The organism is Stenotrophomonas bentonitica, assembly GCF_002887735.1.
GTDB classification, from domain to species: domain Bacteria; phylum Pseudomonadota; class Gammaproteobacteria; order Xanthomonadales; family Xanthomonadaceae; genus Stenotrophomonas; species Stenotrophomonas bentonitica_A.
Map to the genome: position 1 here is coordinate 220985 of NZ_PKQP01000002.1, position 18438 is coordinate 239422.

Sequence of the window (18438 nt, forward strand, 5' to 3'; positions counted from 1 at the left end):
CGTGCGCGCAGCGTCAGTTCTCGAGCAGCTGGCGCAGATCGCGCGGGATGCGCACTTCCGGGTATTGCTGGAGGTAGCGTTCCAGACTGGCACGCGCGGTATCCACGTCACCGGCATCGCGACGCTCGCGGATGCGCTTGAGCCACTGTTTGCGCGGCAGGCCGGCGTCGGCCGCGACGGCCTGATGCAGGGCGCGCACGGCGTCGTCTGCCGAGGCGGGTACCGCCATCGGCGCGGCCGCACGACGCATCACGCCAGGCGCGCTGGGCGCGCTGGGCGCGGGCTTGGCCGGTGCGGCGCTCGTGGAGGCGGCGCGCGGCGCTTGGCGCTCGAGGGTGGAGCCGGTCACCACGACACGGTCCAGCGCCGGTTCTGCCGCCTCCATCGCATAGGAGGTGGCCGCTTCGGGCGCCGGGGCCGACATCATCGGTGCCGGCGCCTGCACCGGGGCCGGGGCGGGCGGTACAGGCGCGGCGATGGCTTCCGGGCGCGGCGCTGCGACGCGCCGTGCGCGTTCGGGTGCCGGCGGCGCGGCGGCTGGAGCAGGTGTGGGGTGTGCCTTGGCCTGTGCCTGGGGCTTGGCCGCGCGCTGCTGCTGCACCACCGGCGGTGCCGCGTCAGGCGGTGGCGGAGACGGCGCGGCATCCATCGCCGGTGCAGCGTCGGTGACTGCGGCGCTCGAGGCCGGGGCAGCGACCGGCTCGGCCAGAGGGGGCGCGGGCGGGTCGTCGGGCTTGAGCTGCCACGCGATGCCCACCGCGAAGATCACCGAGGCGGCCAGCCCGAACGCCGCCGGAAGCCGCGAGCGCGGGCGCCGCGAACGGCGGGGCGCATCGGGCGGGAGCTTCCAGGTGGCCGCATCGGCCGCCGGTGCTTCCACGGCGGTGCGCGCGGCCGCCAGCACGGCCTCGTCGATCGCCGGCGCGGGCCCGGTGGCACTGGGCCGGCCCAGCAGCCGGGCCAGTTCGCGTTCTTCAGGGGTCAGCGGATCCGGGCGGTTCATACGGTCAACCCCACACGGAGTTTATCCATGGCATAGCGCAGCCGCGATTTGACGGTCTCGCGGCCGACCCCGGTGATCTCGGCAATCTCTTCCAGGCTCAGTTCCTGTTCCAGGCGCAACTGCAGGACCTCGCGCTGCTCGGGCGGCAACTGCTCCATCGCCAGCTGCAGTTGGCGGCGCTGTTCGAATTCGGACAGCTGGGATTCGGGGGTGCGCGCATCGGTGATCGCCGCGACCCGCTCATCGGCGTCGATCGGGGCCGACGGCCGGTGCCTGGCCGCACGCCAGTGGTCATTGAGGCGGTTGTGGGCGATCCGGAATAGCCAGGTGGTAAAGGCGGCCTCGGGCTGCCAGCCGGCCCGCGCGGCGATCACCCGCTGCCAGACATCCTGGAACATCTCATCGGCCAACGCGCCATCGCGCAGCTGGCGCAGCAGGAAGCTGTACAGACGGCTGCGATGACGGCCATACAGCGCCTCGAACGCACGCAGGTCGCCGCCGGCCCAGGCCAGCATCAGCGCTTCATCAGTCGGCAGGGCAAGGGCGTCCACGGCCGACAGAGTAAGCGCTGCGGGGGTGTTCGCATAGTCGATGGGGCGCCGGGCGGCGGAACGGGTTGGCATGGCGATGACCTGGGGCACAGGATCAAGAACGTCCAGCAACGCCGGACGGGGTTGAGACGCTTCCATTGCCCCCCGGTCCGCGCGTTATGCTCGCAGGACAGGGGAGGTGCCGGGCAGCCGGCGCCCGAGAGATGAGCGACGTGTCCAGCCAGATGGTGACCTCTTCAGTGCAACGCGACGGTGATGCGGTGATTCCTGCCGCGGTCGCCACGGCGTTGTGCGCCCAGTTGCCGGCGGGCGCAGCGGTCGCCCTGGCCTGGTCGGACCCGGTGCTGGGCGAGGGCCGCCACGGCCACCCGGAAGGCGGCGCCGCAGGGCCCGGTCCCACCGCTCCGCGGCAGCAGGCGGCATCGGCGCGGCTGGCCCTGCAGCAATGCTGGCACCATGGCGGCTCGGAACTGACCCTGGACGTGTCACTGGCCGGCGATACGCCGCCACCGGACAGCTGGTGGACGGCCGCGCGCTGCCTGTTCCAGAGCACCGTGCTGCTGGCCCGGCAGCGGCGCGAGATCGCCTCGCTGGAAGACTCCAAGCGCCTGCAGCAGGCACTGTATGAAATCGCCGATCTGGCCGGTGCCGATCTGGAAATGGCCGAGATGCTGCGCCACTTCCACCGCGTGCTCAATTCCCTGATGTATGCGCAGAACTGCTTCATCGTTGAGTACGACGACGTTCGCCACCGGGTCCGCTTCCTGTACTTCGCCGATCAGAAAGATGATTTCGTCGCCGACCCGGACCGCAGCTACGAAGAACACGAAATGCCGCGCAGCCTAACCTTCGCGCTATTGCGGCATGGCGAGCCATTGAGTGGGCCCTCGCGCGAGCTGCTGGCCATCCTCGATGACGAACACGACCCCGAGCGTGGGCCCGAGAGCCTGGACTGGCTGGGCGTGCCGATGCTGCGCGACGGGCGCGTATGCGGTGCGATCGTGGTGCAGAGCTACGAGCATCGCGCGCGCTATGGCGAGGCCGACCGCACGCTGCTGGGCTATGTCGCCCAGCACATCCTGACCGCGATGGACCGGCGCCAGGCGCAGGTACAGCTGGAGCGGCAGGTGGAGCGCCGCACGGTCGAGCTGCAGCGCGCCAACCGCAACCTGCAGGAGGAGGTGGTCGAACGCCGCCGCGCTGAGAAACTGCAGATGGCGCTGTTCAACATCGCCGAGCTGGCGATGAGCGCCGAGTCGCTGTCGCAGTACTACGGCCAGGTGCATGGCGTCGTCGGCACGCTGCTGGATGCGCGCAATTTCTATATCGCCCTGGTCAACGAAAAAGGTGACGGGCTGGAGTTCGTCTACTCGGTGGACGAGTACAACCCGTCGCGAGCACCGCGGCCCTTCAGTGATGGCTTGACCGAATTCATCGTGCGCAACCGCCAGCCGCTGCTGGCCACCCGCGAGCGCATCGATGCGCTGCGCGAGAGTGGGGTGGTGCGCGAGTTCGGCGCGCGTTCGAACTGCTGGCTGGGCGTGCCGTTGCTGAGCGATGACGATGTGGTCGGCGTGATCGTGGTGCAGAGTTATTCGCCGGAGGTGGTGTTCACCGTGCACGATCAGCGGCTGCTGACCTTCGTGGCGCAGAACATCGGCAACGGGCTGGCGCGCCAGCGCGACCAGGAGCGGTTGCGCAATGCGCATGCTGATCTGGAAAGGCGCGTGGACGAGCGCACCCGCGAGCTGGCCGACGTCAACGACAAGCTGCTGGGCCAGATCGGCGAGCGCCTGCGCGCTGAGCAGCGCCTCACCCATCAGGCCATGCATGATGCGCTGACCGGACTGCCCAATCGCCTGCATCTGCTGGACCGGCTGGAAGATGCGATCGCACGTGCGCGCGCCAGCGAGGGACAGGGCTTTGCGGTGCTGTTCCTGGATCTGGACCGCTTCAAGCTGGTCAATGACAGCATCGGCCATGCCGCGGGTGATCAGATGCTGGTCGAGGTGGCCAAGCGCATCGTCTCGATGATCTCCGCACAGGATGTGGTCGCCCGGCTGGGCGGGGATGAGTTCGCGATCCTGCTCCAGTGCGGCGATGGCCTGGCCTCGGCGCTGGAGTTCTCACAGCGCATGCTGGTGGCGCTGGAAGAATCGATGTGGGTGAAGGGGCGCGAACTGTTCCCCTCCGGCAGCCTCGGCATCGCCATGTGGAACCCCCGCTACCGCAACGGCGAAGAGCTGGTGCGCGATGCGGATGCGGCGATGTACCGCGCCAAGGCGCAGGGCAATGATCGCTGTGCGGTGTTCGATGAGGCGATGCGCGAGCAGGCCCTGCGCAGCTTGGACCTGGAGGCGGACCTGCGCCGGGCCATCATCAACCGCGATTTCATGCCGTTCTATCAGCCGATCGTGCGGCTCAGCGATGGTGAGCTGGTCGGCCACGAAGCGCTGTTGCGCTGGCAGCACGAGCGCCGCGGGTTGCTGCTGCCCAGCGCCTTCCTGGACCTGGGGGAAGAAAGTGGCCTGATCGAACAGGTGGACTGGCTGCTGTACGAGCAGGTGATCACCCAGCTTGCGCGTGGCGGCCGTGGGTATCTGTCCGTCAATGTGTCCCCGCGGCACTTCCGCTCGGCCGATTTCAGCACGCGCCTGTTCGGCCTGATCGAAGCGGCCGGCGCCGATCCGCACCGGCTGCGGCTGGAGATCACCGAGGTGGCGCTGCTGGATGACGGCCCGCGCACGCTGCGCATCCTGCAGACCCTGCGCGAGCGCGGCGTGCTGGTGCAGCTGGATGATTTCGGCACCGGCTTCTCGGCGCTGTCCTACCTGCATCGCTTCCCGATCTCGACGCTGAAGATCGATCAATCGTTCATCGCCGGCCTGCACGGGCAGGACATGCAGAGCACGCACGCGCTGGTGCAGGGCGTGCTGTCGCTGGCACGCACGCTGGGCATCGAAACGGTGGGCGAGGGGATCGAGACCCAGGCCCAGCACGACACGTTGCTGCAGCTGGGCTGCGATTACGGCCAGGGCTATCTGCTGGGCCGGCCGGCCCCGATGGCGACCACCGCGACGGCCTGAACCGTCGCGGCAGCACGGGGATCAACGCAGCGCGTTGGCCCGCTTCTCGTCGATCCACTTGGAGGCCTGCGCCGGCTCGTAGGCGCGCATCCAGGCCAGCATCTCGTCGATGTCCGAGCCGTACCACAGGTCCGCGCGCTGGGCCGGGTGCAGGAAGCGCTCTTCGACCATGCGGTCGATCATGCCGATCAGCGGGGCGTAGAAGCCATCCACATCCAGGAACGCGCAGGGCTTGTTGCCGATGCCCAGCTGACGCCAGGTCAGCATTTCGAAGATTTCTTCCATCGTGCCGAAGCCACCGGGCAGGGCCACGAACGCATCGGACAGATCGAACATGCGCGACTTGCGCTCGTGCATCGAACCGACGATTTCCAGTTCGGTCAGGCCGCGGTGGGCCACTTCCCAATCCGCCAGCTGCTGCGGGATCACGCCGGTGACTTCGCCGCCACCTGCAAGCACGGCATTGGCCACGGTACCCATCAGGCCGACGTTGCCGCCGCCGTATACCAGGCGCAGGCCATCCCGGGCGATCCGGTCACCCAGCGCGATGGCGCGCTCGGTGTAGACCGGCTTGCTGCCGGGGTTGGAACCACAGTAAACGCAAATCGACTTCATTGGATCTTCCTGTGTTCAGAAACTGACGCGGCGGAAACGAAAAAGCCCCGCCGATGACCAGTGTTCCGGTCTCGTGACGGGGTGTCGTTCCGCGGATGCGGGCGGTGATTATCGCGCGTTATGGGCGGGGAGGCCAATCGGGGCCGGGGGATGGTGGCTGGGTAATGGTCGCTCTGCCGGATTTGTGGGAGCCGACCAACGGTCGGCTGCCGTTGTCCGTACCGCCGGCCTCAGGCCGCCTGCGACTGCTCGCGGCGCGGGCCTTCCTTCAGCGCCCGGCCCACCAGCCCGACCAGCAGGTCCAGCTCTTCGCCGTCCATGCCGAAATGCGGGGTGAACCGCAGCGAGTTCTCGCCGCCGTGGATCACGTTGATGCCGTGGTTGCGCAGCCATTCCTCGGTGGAGCCGGCGCCGTAGCACTTGAACTGCGGTGCCAGCTCGCAGGAGAACAGCAGGCCGGTGCCCTGGACCTTGGTGATCAGCCCGCCCAGCTCGGTCTTGAGCTGTTCCAGCTTGCGCACCGCTTCCTCGCCACGCACGCGGATGTTCTCGCGCACCTGCGGGGTCAGCAGCGACAGCGTGGCGCAGGCCACGTCCAGTGCCCGCGGGTTGGAGGTCATGGTGTTGCCGTAGATGCCCTTGCGGTACAGCTGCGCGGCGTGTTCGGTCACGGCCAGCACCGAGAGCGGGAACTGGGCTGCATTGAGCGCCTTGGAATAGGTCTCCATGTCCGGCACGTCCAGGCCTTCGAAGCCCGGGTAATCCACGATCGAGAGCACGCCGTGCGCGCGCAGGCCGGCCTGGATCGAGTCGAGCAGCAGCAGGCTGCCGTGCTGGCGGGTCAGCTCACGGGCCAGCGCATAGAACGACGGCGGCACCGAACGGCCCGGGTCGCCTTCGCCCATCACCGGCTCCAGGAAGATCGCCTCGATGAACCAATGGTTCTGCTCGGCCTCGGCAAACACGCGCTTGAGTGCGTCTTCGTCGTACGGCGCGATCGCGATCACGCTGTCTTCGCCCCGGTAGCTGGCCAGGTGCTGCATGTAGGTCTTGCGGCTGGAATCGGAATACAGGCCCGGGCGGTCGGTGCGGCCGTGGAAGCTGCCCTTCACCACCACGCGCTTGATCCTGGCGCCAGCGTGGCGGGCCCCCGGATCGGTCTGCAGCTTGGCGTTGACGTCGGCGATGCGGGCGGCCAGGCCGACCGCTTCGGAGCCGGAATTGAGGCACATGAAGTGGCTGTACGGGCACCCACCGCGGCGGTGGCCGATCTCCTTGCGCAGGGCCTGGATGAAGCGCTGCTGGGACAGGCTGGGGGTCATCACATTGGCCATCACCTGCGGGGCCGCCATGGCGTCCATCACCGCTTCGGGGGTGTGGCCAAAGCCCAGCATGCCGTAGCCGCCGGCGTCGTACAGCACCGCGCCCTTCAGCGTGACCACCCATGCGCCACGGGCGGCCAGGGCGACGTACGGGGTGACCGCATCGTCGGCATAGAAGTTGACGAAGCCGTCCTGCATCGCATCGATCTGGGCGCGCTCGTCCAGGGCCAGCAGGTCGCCCAGATCGGCGCGCACGCGCTCGAACCCAGTGGCGGCGGCGTCGATGGCGGCGACCAGCGCGGGGTGGCCGGCGGCGAGGCGTTCGAGGGTGGCGTCATCCAGGCCGGTGGTGAGGCGGGTGCCCGGCTGGGCGCGGAGTGGGGCAAGACGTTCGATGAAGCTCATTGCAGATCTCCTGAAACGATGGCGGCACGGCGGAAAAGCAAAACGCGCGTCTATTCGCGCGCGCTTCGGGCATTCCTGCTCGTGCATCAGACTTCCGGCTCGATGCTAGCACGCGGTTTTTCGCGCGATAACCCCGCCAAAAACTGTTGCAGAGCAGCATTTTGCGCGACGTTCGCGCAAGGCTGGGTTGCTACCGGGAGCCAGTCGTACAATGGCCGACATTGCCTACACGTTGCCGTGCGCTCCCTTGAAGAAGTCCGATTTCAACTACGACCTGCCGCCTGAACTGATTGCCCAGGCTCCGCTCGCCGAGCGTTCGGCCAGCCGCCTGATGGTGGTGCCGCCGGCCCCGGCCGCCTTCGATCACCGCCAGGTGCGCGACCTGCCCGAGCTGCTGCGGGAAGGCGACCTGATGGTGTTCAACGATACCCGGGTGATCCCGGCGCGCCTGTTCGGCCAGAAGGCCAGCGGGGGCCGTGTCGAAATCCTGATCGAGCGCCTGCTCGGTGGCCAGCAGGCGCGGGCCCAGGTCGGCGCCAGCAAGTCGCCCAAGACGGGCAGCCGCATTGCCCTGGATGCCGGTGGCGAGGCCGAAGTGCTGGGGCGCGACGGCGAGTTCTACGTGCTGCAGTTCCACGTGCCCGAGGCGCTGGAGCAGTGGCTGCTGCACGCCGGCCGGCTGCCGTTGCCGCCTTACATCCAGCGCGAGCCGGGCGTGGGCGACCGCGAGCGTTACCAGACGGTCTTTGCCCGCGAGATCGGCGCGGTGGCGGCCCCGACCGCCGGCCTGCACTTCGATGAGGCCCTGCTGGCCACGTTGAAGGAAAAGGGCGTGGAGTTCGGCCATGTGACCCTGCACGTGGGCGCGGGCACCTTCCAGCCGGTCCGCGTGGACGATCTGACCGACCACGTGATGCACCGCGAATGGCTGAACGTCGGCGCCGGACTGGTGCAGCAGGTGCGCCGCACCCGGGCCGCGGGTGGCCGGGTGATCGGCGTCGGCACCACGGTGGTGCGGGCCCTGGAAAGCGCCATGCGCGACGGCGAGCTGCTGCCGTACGCTGGTGAAACCCAGATCTTCATCACCCCCGGCTACCGGATCCGCAGCGTGGACGCGATGGTGACCAACTTCCATCTGCCGGAAAGCACGCTGCTGATGATGATTTCCGCCTTTGCCGGCAAGGACCGCGTATTCGAGGCCTATCAGGCGGCGATCGCGGAGAAGTACCGCTTCTTCAGCTATGGCGATGCGATGCTGCTGCTCCCGCAGGGCGAATAACTGGGGCGGGGCAGGCGCGGCCGTTTTCGGCGACAATGGCAGACTATCTGCCCGAATGACCGCTCCATGTCCCGACTCCAGTTCCAGCTCCAGACCACCGACGGTCGCGCCCGCCGCGGCCGCCTGACCTTCCCGCGCGGGACCGTGGAAACCCCGGCCTTCATGCCGGTGGGCACCTATGGCTCGGTGAAGGGCATCCTGCCGGAGCAGATCCGCGCGCTGGGTGCGGAGATCATCCTCGGCAATACCTTCCATCTGTACCTGCGCCCGGGCCTGGACGTGATCGCCGACCACGGCGGCCTGCACGGCTTCGCGCGCTGGAATGGCCCGATCCTGACCGACTCCGGCGGTTTCCAGGTGTTCTCGCTGGCCCACCGCCGCAAGATCACCGAGCAGGGCGTGACCTTCTCCTCGCCGACAGACGGGGCCCGTGTGTTCCTGGGTCCGGAAGAGAGCATGCGCATCCAGAAGGTGCTCGATTCGGACGTGGTGATGATCTTCGACGAGTGCACCCCGTACCCGGCCACCGAGCCGGTCGCGCGCACCTCGATGGAGCTCAGCCTGCGCTGGGCCCAGCGCAGCCGCAACGCGCACGATGAACTGGGCAATGACGCAGCGCTGTTCGGCATCGTCCAGGGCGGTGTCCATCACGACCTGCGCAGCCGCTCGGCCGAAGGCCTGCAGCAGATCGGCTTTGACGGGTACGCCATCGGTGGCCTGGCCGTGGGCGAGCCCGAGCACGAGCGCAACGCCATGCTCGACCACATGCACCCGATCCTGCCGGCCGACCGCCCGCGCTACCTGATGGGCGTCGGCCGCCCGGAAGATCTGGTGGAAGGCGTCGCCCGCGGAGTGGACATGTTCGATTGCGTGATGCCGACCCGCAATGCCCGCAACGGACACTACTTCACCTCCTTCGGCACCGTGCGCATCCGCAACGCCCGCTACGAGCGCGACATGGACACCATCGAGCCGGGCTGCGGCTGCCACGCCTGCACCAGCGGCTATACGCGCTCCTACCTGCGTCACCTGGACCGCTGCAACGAGATGCTGGCGCCGATGCTGGGCACCATCCACAACCTCTACTACTACGAGAAGTTGATGGCCGACATGCGCGCGGCGATCGCGGCGGGAACCTTTGCCGCCTTCCGCGAGTCCTTCTACGCGGCCCGTGGTGCGGTGACGCCCCCGCTGTAAAGTGACCCCCGCCGGCCGATCCAGCGCGCGGACCCTGCCAAACGGCCCAAGGACGAACTCCCGGGGCCATGGCATACTTCGAGGCTGACCCCCGTTTCGCGGCGACACCCTGACCCTCAAAGGGGGCGGGGCGCCTCCCAACCCAAGGACACACTATGAACCTGCTCGCCTTCCTGATTCCCACCGCCAACGCCCAGGCCGCCGGTGGCCAGCCGCAGGGCATGGGTCTGACCACCCTGCTGTTCCCGATCATCCTGATCGCGATCATGTACTTCCTGATGATCCGCCCGCAGATGAAGCGCCAGAAGGAACACAAGGCCATGCTGGAGAAGGTCAAGCGCGGTGACGAAGTGCTGACCAACGGCGGCATCGCCGGCGTGGTCACCGACATCGGCGACAACTTCATCACCATCGAAGTGGCCGAAAACGTGCGCATCCGCGTGCAGAAGGGCGCCGTGGGCAATGTGCTGCCGACCGGCACGCTGAAGTCGGCCAACTGATCCACCTCCTTTCCGTTCAACCGCGGTGCCGGGACGGGCACCGCGCGGGACCCAAGCAATGCTCGAATTTCCACGCTGGAAGTATTTCCTCATCCTGATCGTGCTGGCGGTCAGTGCGTTGTACGCGCTGCCCAACATCTACCAGAAGGACCCTGCCGTGCAGATCACCGCCAACCGTGGCGGGCAGATCGACGACGCCCTGCGCGACCGCGTACTGGGTGACCTCAAGCAGGCCGGCGTGGAGCCGCTGTCGGTGGCCAAGGAAGGCGACAGCCTGATCGTGCGCTTGCCGACGCTGCAGGCGCAGACCGCCGCCAACGACGCCCTGCGCGACGAGATGGGCGAGGACTACGTGGTTGCCCTGAACCTGGCTTCCACCGTGCCGGACTGGCTGAGCGACCTGGGCGCCAAGCCGATGGTGCTGGGCCTGGATCTGCAGGGCGGCGTCCACTTCGTGCTGCAGGTCGACCAGAAGGCGGCACTGGACAAGCGTCTGGACGCCTACGCCGAAGACGTGCGCACCAGCCTGCGCGATGCCCGCATCGCATACCAGTCGGTCGAGCGCCGTGGCGACAACACCATCGTGGCCACCATCAGCCCGTCCGCCGGTGCCGATGCGGCCGCGCGTGCCCGCGAGGTCATGGTCAAGGCGCAGCCGACGCTGGGCTATGAGGTGGCGGGCAACCGCATCACCGTGAGCATGCCGGAGACGGAACTGACCGCGATCGCCAATGGCGCCATCGAGCAGAACGTCAACACGCTGCGCAACCGCGTCAACCAGTTGGGCGTGGCCGAGCCGATCATCCAGCGCCAGGGTGCCGACCGCGTGGTCGTGCAGCTGCCCGGCGTGCAGGACACCGCCGAAGCCAAGCGCATGATCGGTGCCACCGCGACGCTGGAATACCGCGCCGTGGTTGAAGGCAACGCCCAGGACGCGATCGCCAGCGGCCGCATCCCGCCGGAGGCCAAGGTCTACCAGCAGCGCGACAACCGCGGCCCGATCCTGCTCAACAAGCGCGTGATCGTGACCGGTGACCAGATGGTCGCCGCGCAGGCCACCACCGACCAGAACGGTTCGGCAGCAGTGAGCGTGACGCTGAACAACGTCGGCGGCCAGCGCATGTTCGACTTCACCAGCGCCAACGTGAACAAGCCGATGGCGGTGGTCTACACCGAGCGCATCCCGACCGTGAACGTGGTCGACGGCAAGGAAGTGCGCAGCTTCCGCGTCAAGGAAGAGGTGATCTCGGTCGCCAACATCAACGGCGTGTTCGGCAAGAACTTCCAGACCACCGGCCTGGACAAGCTCGAGGCGGACAACCTGGCCAAGCTGCTGAAATCCGGCTCGCTGGCCGCGCCGATGGACTTTGTTGAAGAACGCATCGTCGGCCCGAGCCTGGGTGCGGAGAACGTCGAGCGCGGCGTGACCGCGGTCGGCTTCGCGTTCCTGTTCACCTTGGTCTTCTTCACCGTGTACTACCGGATGTTCGGCGTGATCACCTCGGTGGCGATGCTGTTCAACCTGCTGATCGTGGTGGCGGTGATGTCGCTGTTCGGAGCGACGATGACGCTGCCCGGCTTCGCCGGCCTGGCGCTGTCGATCGGCCTGTCGGTCGACGCCAACGTGCTGATCAACGAACGTATCCGTGAAGAGCTGCGGGCCGGCATGCCGCCCAAGGCGGCCATCGTGGCCGGTTACGAGAAGGCTTCCGGGACCATCCTGGACGCCAACCTCACCGGCATCCTGGCGGGTGTGGCGTTGTATGCGTTCGGTACCGGCCCGCTGAAGGGCTTCGCCGTGACCATGATCGTCGGCATCCTGGCCTCCATGTTCACTGCAATCACCGTCTCGCGTGCCCTTGCCGTGCTGCTTTACAGCCGCCGCAAGAAGCTCAAGACCCTGGCCATCTGACGGGAAGCGAATAGAAACCATGAAACTTTTCCCGTTGCATTTGATCCCGAACGACACCAAGTTCGACTTCATGCGCACCCGTTGGGTGGCTGTCTCGCTGGCCGCGCTGGTGTTCATTGCCGCCATCGGCTGCATTGCCTTCAAGGGCTTCAACTACGCGCTGGACTTCACCGGCGGTACCGTGGTCGAAGTGCGCTTCGACAAGCCGGCTGACGTCGATGCCGTGCGTGAGCATCTGGAAGGCGCCGGCTATGCCGGTGCCCAGGTGCAGAGCTTCGGCAGCGGCAGCAACCTGCTGATCCGCCTGCAGCCGCAGGAAATGGCCGAAGGCGAGAACGCCGGTGAAGCCAACAACCGCACCGCCGAAGCCGTGCAGAAGGCGATCTCGATGGAGGGCAACCAGGCCGCCATCGTGGGCGCCGAGTTCGTCGGCCCGCAGGTGGGTAAAGAGCTGGCCCTGAACGGCCTGTACGCGGCGCTGTTCGTGTTGATCGGCTTCCTGATCTACATCGGTTTCCGCTTTGAGTGGAAGTTCGCGATGGTGGCGATCATCACCACGCTGTTCGACGTGCTGGTGGTGGCGGGTTACTTCTCGCTGAGTGGCCGTGAGTTCGATCTGACCGTGCTGGCCGGCCTGCTGTCGGTGATGGGCTTCTCGATCAACGACACCATCGTGGTGTTCGACCGTGTGCGTGAGAACTTCCGCAGCCTGCGTGTGGAACCGCTGGAAGTGATGAACCGTTCGATCAACCAGACGCTGTCGCGCACGATCATCACCTCGCTGGTGTTCTTCCTGTCGGTGCTGGCGCTGTACCTGTACGGCGGTGGTTCGCTGGAAGGGCTGGCGCTGAGCCAGATGATCGGTGCGGTGATCGGTACGCTGTCGTCGATCTTCATCGCCTGCCCGCTGCTGACGATGGGCGCGCTGGCGGTGACCAAGCAGGATCTGCTGCCGAAGGCCAAGGACGTGGAAGCGCTGGAGCGTCGTCCGTAAGTTCTCTGGTGGTCTGCAACATCCGGAAGGCCGCGCATTGCGCGGCCTTTCTTTTGGAACTGCCCGGAGAGCGCGCCAGGGCGGGACCGTCACCTCCCATACACCCCCGTCGGTTGTACTCAGCGGCGCTGCGCACTACGATCCCTTGCGTTCCGCGCAGCCGCTCCGGTGGCGCGCGACCTCCCTTTTCATCGCGCCGGTCCGCCCTGCGCCAGTCCCCTCGAGGTTTACATGGTCATCAAACCGCGTGTGCGCGGCTTCATCTGCGTCACCACCCATCCCGTCGGCTGCGATGCGGCCGTCAAGCAGCAGATCGAGTACATCCAGTCCAAGCCGAAGATCACCAACGGCCCGAAGAAGGTGCTGGTGCTCGGTGCCTCCACCGGCTACGGCCTGGCTGCGCGCATCACGGCAGCGTTCGGCAGTGATGCTGCCACGCTGGGCGTGTTCTTCGAGCGTCCGGGTACCGAGACCAAGCCCGGCACCGCCGGCTGGTACAACACCGCCGCGTTCCACAAGTATGCCGAGCAGGCCGGTCTGTACGCCAAGAGCGTCAACGGCGATGCCTTCTCCGACGAGGTCAAGGCCAAGGTCATCGAGCTGATCAAGCAGGATCTCGGCCAGGTCGACCAGGTGGTGTACAGCCTGGCCGCGCCGCGCCGCAAGCATCCCAGGACCGGTGAAGTGATCAGCTCCACGCTCAAGCCGATCGGCGCACCGATCACGCTGCGCGGCCTGGATACCGACAAGGAAGTGATCACCGAAACCACGATCGAGCCGGCCACGCCGGAAGAGATCGCCGGTACCGTCGCCGTCATGGGCGGCGAAGACTGGCAGATGTGGATCGATGCGCTGCTCGAGGCCGGTGTGCTGGCCGAAGGCGCGACCACCACGGCCTTCACCTACGTCGGTGAGGAAATTACCCAGGCGATCTACTGGAACGGCTCCATCGGCGCGGCCAAGAAGGATCTGGACGAGAAGGTCGTCGGCCTGCGTCAGAAGCTGGCGCCGATCGGCGGCGATGCGCGCGTATCGGTGCTCAAGGCCGTGGTCACCCAGGCCAGCTCGGCGATCCCGACCATGCCGCTGTACCTGTCGCTGCTGTTCAAGGTGATGAAGGCCAAGGGCACCCACGAGGGCTGCATCGAACAGCTCGATACCCTGTACGACATCCTCTACGGCGGCAAGGACGCGGGTACCGCGACCGAGCGCCTGCGCCACGACCTGGTCACCGATGGCGGCCGCAAGGTCGAGTTGATCGATGACGCCGGCCGTCTGCGCGCGGACTACAAGGAAATGGCGCCGGAGGTGCAGGGCGAAGTGGTCGCGCTGTGGCCGCAGGTGACCAACGAGAACCTCTACGAGATCAGCGATCTGGCCGGCTACAAGGCCGATTTCCTGCGTCTGTTCGGGTTCGGTGTGGAAGGCGTGGATTACGACGCCGATGTCGCCACCGACGTGAAGATCCCGAACCTGGTCGAGATGGCCTGACCGGAAGGATGGATGCCGACCAACGGTCGGCATCTACCCGTGCGGCCATCGATGCACGCGCGGTGACCCCATCGATGCGCGTGCGGTGCGCCCAATGATGCACGCGCGCTGCGCCCATTGATGCGCGGAAGAGGGTAGGTCACGACCGTTGGTCGTGACGCTCCCAATCAGCTGAAATCGAAATCCATCACCGGGCCGGCCGGGCCGACGAAGTCGCCCTGCACGTAGTCCACCCCGGCACTGAAAAGCAGGCTCATCGAGTTGGCATCGGCGACGAACTCGGCGATGGTGCGGATGTTGGCGGCCTGCGCCCGCGCGGTGATCTCGCTGATCTTCCCGCTGTGTTCGCGGGTGCTGGCGAGGTCGCAGGTGAAGTCGCGGTCCAGCTTGAGGAACTGCGGCTGGAAATGGGCCAGCAGCTGGAACGAGTCCAGCCCCGAGCCGAACTGCTCCAGGCCGATCCGGCAGCCGAGCGGCGCGATCGCCGCCAGGAACTGCTGCGCATTGCGCAGGTGGGTGAATACCTTTGCCTCCGGGGCATGCAGCCACAGCTGTTCGCCCGGCACGCCCTGGGCCTGCAGCTCGCGGCGCAGGGTGACGATCATCTGCGGGTCGTTGAACGACTCCGGGGTGATCTTGACCATCAGGTGGGTGACGTGGCCCTCGCGCCTGCGTGCGGCGAGCATGCCGATCGCGTGGGTGACCACCCAGCGGTTGATGTCGGCCAGCAGGCCGTGTTCCTCGGCGATGCCCAGGAACGCGGTCGGGCTGAGCAGCTCGCCGTTGTGCTCCAGGCGCAGGTAGGCCTCGTACAACTCCAGCGCTTCGCCCTGCAGGTTGAGCACCGGCTGGTAATGCAGCTGGAAGCCATCGCCGTCCAGCGCCTGGCGGATGCGTGCGACCCAGTGCTGGATGCGCTCTTCTTCCACGCGGTCCACTGCCGCCGGGTCGAACACCCGGGTGGTGTTGCCCAGTTCCAGGGCTGCCTGCGTGCACTCGGTGGCGCGGGCCAGCACCTGGCCGATGCTGGCGATCTTTTCGCCGACCTGCACGCCGCCGACGCTGACGGTGACCGTGGCCGAGCGCTCGCCGATGCTGAACACCTGCGCGGCGAAGGCGGCCCGGATCTGGTCGGCCAAGGCGACGGTCTGCGCGTAGGGTGCTTCGGTCAGCACGGCGAAGCTGTGTTCACCGAAGCGGGCCACCTGGGCAGCGTCGCCAACGGATTGGGCCAGCACGCGGGCGAGGGCGCCGATCAGCGCGTCGGCCGAGTCCAGCCCGATCTCCGGCAGCAGGCGCGCATAGTGGTCGGGCTCGACCAGCAGCAGGCCGAACCGGCCCTCGCTGCGGCCGGCCTGGGCCACGGCATTTTCGACATGCAGCATGAAGGTCGGTCGGTTGAGCAGGCCGGTGACCTGGTCGCGCTGGCGCAGGTCCTCGACCTCGCGCGCCAGCTCCGGGTCGAACTCCATGCGGCGGCGGAACACCACCTGCAGGCAGGATTCGCCTTCGTAGCTGGCCTGGGTGAACTCCATCGTGGCCGGGAACACCGCCCCGTCCTGGTTGCGTGCGTCCACCTGGTACTGCGGCGGCGGTGCATCGCCCTTGCTCATCGACTTGAGCAGCTGCTTGAAGCCGTCCACGTGCTGCGGGGCGACCATGTCCAGCAGCGAGATGCCCTCCACATCCTCGAAGGTCTCGTAGCCGAACATCTCCAGGTAGGCCTCGTTGGCGCGGATGTGCATGCCTTCATGGACATAGGCGATCGGGTCGCGCGAGGAGGAGATCAGCGCGTCGCAGCGGCGCTCGGTCTCGCGCATCTGGGCCTCGATCCGGCGCAGCCCGCGGCGCGCGTGCAGATCGGTCCATTCATTGCGCACCACCGCCAGCAGGTGCTCGGGGCGGTGGCGCAGGGCGATGGCGCGGATGCCGTTGGCACCGGCCTCGACCCACTCGTTTTCATTGATCGACTCGGCCAGCAGGATCATGGGGATGTCCTTGCCACTGGCCGCGATCTGCTGGGTGACCTGCAGCAGCGGGATGCTCTGGGCGGCAGCGACCAGTACCAGGTCGATCGGCTGGGTGCCCAGGACGTGGGCCAGTTCCTCGCTGTGCTGCGGGCGCGTCGGGCGCACCGCGATGCCGCTGTTGCGCAGCGTGCTGACGATGGTCTCGGCGTTCTCGCCGCTGTCGTCCACGATCAGCAGGCGGACCGTCATGTCATTCGCGTTCTGCATTCAGTACTCCCCGGACTGCAAACTTGATACACGATGCGTGTGACTACGTCCATGCGGCAAACCGTAGCCGATCACGGAACGCGGGTCCCGGCTCAGGCCACGCTGCCCGCGGCATGGCCACAGGCCCAGGCCCACTGGAAGTTGTAGCCCCCCAGCCAGCCGGTCACGTCCAGCACCTCCCCGATGAAGTGCAGGCCGGGAACCAGTTGCGATTCAAAGGTACTGGAGGACACCTTGCGGGTGTCGACCCCGCCCAGCGTCACCTCGGCGGTACGGTAGCCCTCGGTGCCACTGGCCACCAGCGGGAAATTCTGGAGCAGATCGGCTGCCTCGCGCAGCTGCGGCTCGTCGATCTGGCGCACCAGCCGGTCCGGCAGCCAGTGCTCGCACAGGCGCAGCGCGAGCCGCCGCGGCAGCACCTCGGACAGCACCGTGCGCAGCTCGGCAGCGCCGCGCTCGGCCTTCATCCGGCGCAGCCAGCCCAGCGCGTCCTGGCCCGGCAGCAGGTCCAGCCGCAGCTCATCGCCGGGCTGCCAGTACGAAGAGATCTGCAGGATCGCCGGGCCGCTGATGCCGCGGTGGGTGATCAGCATGGAATTGCGGAACTCGACCCCGTTGCAGCGTGCCTCGATCGGCAGGGCGACGCCGCTGAGCTCGTTGAAGCGCTCCTGGTGCTTTCCGCTCAAGGTCAGCGGCACCAGCCCGGCCCGGGTCGGCAGGACCTCGTGGCCAAACTGGCGGGCCAGCTCATAGCCGAAGCCGGTGGCGCCCATGCTCGGGATCGACAAGCCACCGGTGGCGACCACCAGCGAGGCGGCGTGGAAGTGACCCTGCGCGGTGTGTACGTGGAAACCGTCCGCGCCGCGCTCGACCTTCTGCACCCCGCAGTCGGTGCGGATCTGCACCCCGGCGGCCTGGCATTCGTCCACCAGCATCTTCACGATCTGCTTGGAGGAGATGTCGCAGAACAGCTGGCCCAGTTCTTTTTCGTGATACGCGATGCCGTGCCGCTCCACCATCTCGATGAAGTGCCAGGGGGTGTAACGGGCCAGCGCGGATTTGCAGAAGTGCGGATTGGCCGAGAGGAAGTTGGCGGCGGTGGTGCCGGTGTTGGTGAAGTTGCAGCGCCCGCCGCCGGACATCAGGATCTTCTTGCCGACCTTGTTGGCATGGTCGATCACCTGCACCATGCGCCCGCGTCTGCCAGCGGTCATCGCACACATCAGCCCGGCCGCGCCGGCGCCGATCACCAGTACATCGCATCGGATCACGGACATCTCAGCGCGCTCAGGCCTGCGGCTTCTGCTTGCGCCAGGTGGGGATGACGCTGAGCTGGGCCTTGTCGGAGGTCAACTGCACTTCGCCGTCCTGGATCTGCACGTCCCACTGCATCGTGCGTTCGATCTGCGCGCCCCATTCGGTGACGAACTCGCCCGGCAGGTCCATCACCTCCAGCGTGGCGAGCTTCTTCAGCGCGGAAGCGTTGCGCTCCCACCAGATGTCGGCGGCGCGGCCGCCGTAGGTCACCAGCTGCACCGCGCGCGCGCGGCCGGCGGCCTTGCGCAGGCGCGACTCGTCCGGCTGGCCCAGTTCGATCCACAGTTCGATGTCGCCGGTGTAATCGCGGCGCCACAGGTCCGGTTCGTCATCCACGCTCAGGCCGCGGCCGAATTCCAGCCGGTCGTCGGCGTTCAGCGCGAAGGTGAGCAGGCGCACCATCAGGCGGTCGTCGGTTTCGGACGGATGCTGGGCCAGCGTCAGCGTATGGCTGGCGTAGTAGCCGCGGTCCATGTCGCTGATCTGCAGTTCGGCCTTGCGGATGGTGGCGGTGAGGGCCATGGGGATA

Annotated in this window: 14 protein-coding genes; 7 read left to right on the forward strand and 7 right to left on the reverse strand. The window is 67.3% G+C overall.

Features of this window, described 5'->3' with window-relative positions; genetic code table 11:
- Positions 1 to 13: 13 nt before the first annotated feature.
- Both C0R07_RS05425 and C0R07_RS05430 read right to left on the reverse strand, forming a co-directional pair.
- The gene (locus C0R07_RS05425) at positions 14 to 1003 is read right to left on the reverse strand and encodes a hypothetical protein (protein WP_102788339.1); all 990 of its coding nucleotides are present in this window, start codon (positions 1001 to 1003) and stop codon (positions 14 to 16) included.
- Entirely contained in the window at positions 1000 to 1554 is a 555-nt protein-coding gene (locus tag C0R07_RS05430; RefSeq protein WP_102788503.1) for an RNA polymerase sigma factor, read from the reverse strand. Before C0R07_RS05430 ends, C0R07_RS05425 begins: the two co-directional genes overlap by 4 nt.
- A 203-nt stretch (positions 1555 to 1757) precedes the next feature.
- Between C0R07_RS05430 and C0R07_RS05435 the strand changes: the two genes are divergently transcribed.
- Positions 1758 to 4640, forward strand: a complete 2883-nt coding sequence (locus C0R07_RS05435) for an EAL domain-containing protein (protein ID WP_070471774.1) — start codon at positions 1758 to 1760, stop codon at positions 4638 to 4640.
- A gap of 21 nt (positions 4641 to 4661) precedes the next feature.
- Here C0R07_RS05435 and C0R07_RS05440 read toward each other — a convergent pair whose 3' ends face one another.
- Together C0R07_RS05440 and C0R07_RS05445 are read right to left on the reverse strand one after the other, a co-directional pair.
- Positions 4662 to 5255 (reverse strand): TIGR00730 family Rossman fold protein, encoded by a 594-nt coding sequence (locus tag C0R07_RS05440; protein ID WP_019183145.1) that lies wholly within the window; start codon positions 5253 to 5255, stop codon positions 4662 to 4664.
- A 230-nt stretch (positions 5256 to 5485) separates the two neighbouring features.
- Complete coding sequence (locus C0R07_RS05445) at positions 5486 to 6982, reverse strand: aminotransferase class III-fold pyridoxal phosphate-dependent enzyme (protein WP_102788340.1); 1497 nt, start codon at positions 6980 to 6982, stop codon at positions 5486 to 5488.
- 247 nt (positions 6983 to 7229) lie between these two features.
- Between C0R07_RS05445 and queA the strand changes: the two genes are divergently transcribed.
- The 6 genes from queA to fabV all read left to right on the forward strand — a co-directional run bounded on the left by queA (position 7230) and on the right by fabV (position 14355).
- Positions 7230 to 8261, forward strand: a complete 1032-nt coding sequence (gene queA, locus C0R07_RS05450; protein ID WP_102788504.1) for a tRNA preQ1(34) S-adenosylmethionine ribosyltransferase-isomerase QueA — start codon at positions 7230 to 7232, stop codon at positions 8259 to 8261.
- Positions 8262 to 8327: 66 nt separating this feature from the next.
- Positions 8328 to 9458, forward strand: a complete 1131-nt coding sequence (tgt, locus tag C0R07_RS05455) for a tRNA guanosine(34) transglycosylase Tgt (protein WP_102788341.1) — start codon at positions 8328 to 8330, stop codon at positions 9456 to 9458.
- A 155-nt stretch (positions 9459 to 9613) separates the two neighbouring features.
- A complete protein-coding gene (gene yajC / locus C0R07_RS05460) occupies positions 9614 to 9958 on the forward strand; it encodes a preprotein translocase subunit YajC (RefSeq protein WP_019183141.1) in 345 nt (114 codons plus the stop codon).
- A gap of 58 nt (positions 9959 to 10016) precedes the next feature.
- The gene (secD, locus tag C0R07_RS05465; RefSeq protein ID WP_102788342.1) at positions 10017 to 11870 is read left to right on the forward strand and encodes a protein translocase subunit SecD; all 1854 of its coding nucleotides are present in this window, start codon (positions 10017 to 10019) and stop codon (positions 11868 to 11870) included.
- A gap of 19 nt (positions 11871 to 11889) precedes the next feature.
- Positions 11890 to 12864: a protein translocase subunit SecF gene (secF, locus tag C0R07_RS05470; protein ID WP_019183139.1), complete on the forward strand. Its 975-nt coding sequence runs from the start codon at positions 11890 to 11892 to the stop codon at positions 12862 to 12864.
- Positions 12865 to 13095: 231 nt separating this feature from the next.
- A complete protein-coding gene (gene fabV / locus C0R07_RS05475) occupies positions 13096 to 14355 on the forward strand; it encodes an enoyl-ACP reductase FabV (RefSeq protein WP_070473193.1) in 1260 nt (419 codons plus the stop codon).
- Between the two features lie 167 nt (positions 14356 to 14522).
- On the opposite strand, the gene C0R07_RS05480 is transcribed toward fabV, so the two are convergent.
- The 3 genes from C0R07_RS05480 to C0R07_RS05490 form a co-directional block, all read right to left on the reverse strand.
- Positions 14523 to 16592, reverse strand: a complete 2070-nt coding sequence (locus C0R07_RS05480) for an EAL domain-containing response regulator (protein WP_019183137.1) — start codon at positions 16590 to 16592, stop codon at positions 14523 to 14525.
- A 92-nt stretch (positions 16593 to 16684) separates the two neighbouring features.
- On the reverse strand, positions 16685 to 17869 hold the full coding sequence (locus tag C0R07_RS05485; protein WP_070427179.1) for an NAD(P)/FAD-dependent oxidoreductase: 1185 nt from the start codon (positions 17867 to 17869) through the stop codon (positions 16685 to 16687).
- 10 nt (positions 17870 to 17879) lie between these two features.
- Positions 17880 to 18431, reverse strand: a complete 552-nt coding sequence (locus tag C0R07_RS05490; RefSeq protein ID WP_102788343.1) for a YaeQ family protein — start codon at positions 18429 to 18431, stop codon at positions 17880 to 17882.
- Positions 18432 to 18438 lie beyond the last annotated feature (7 nt).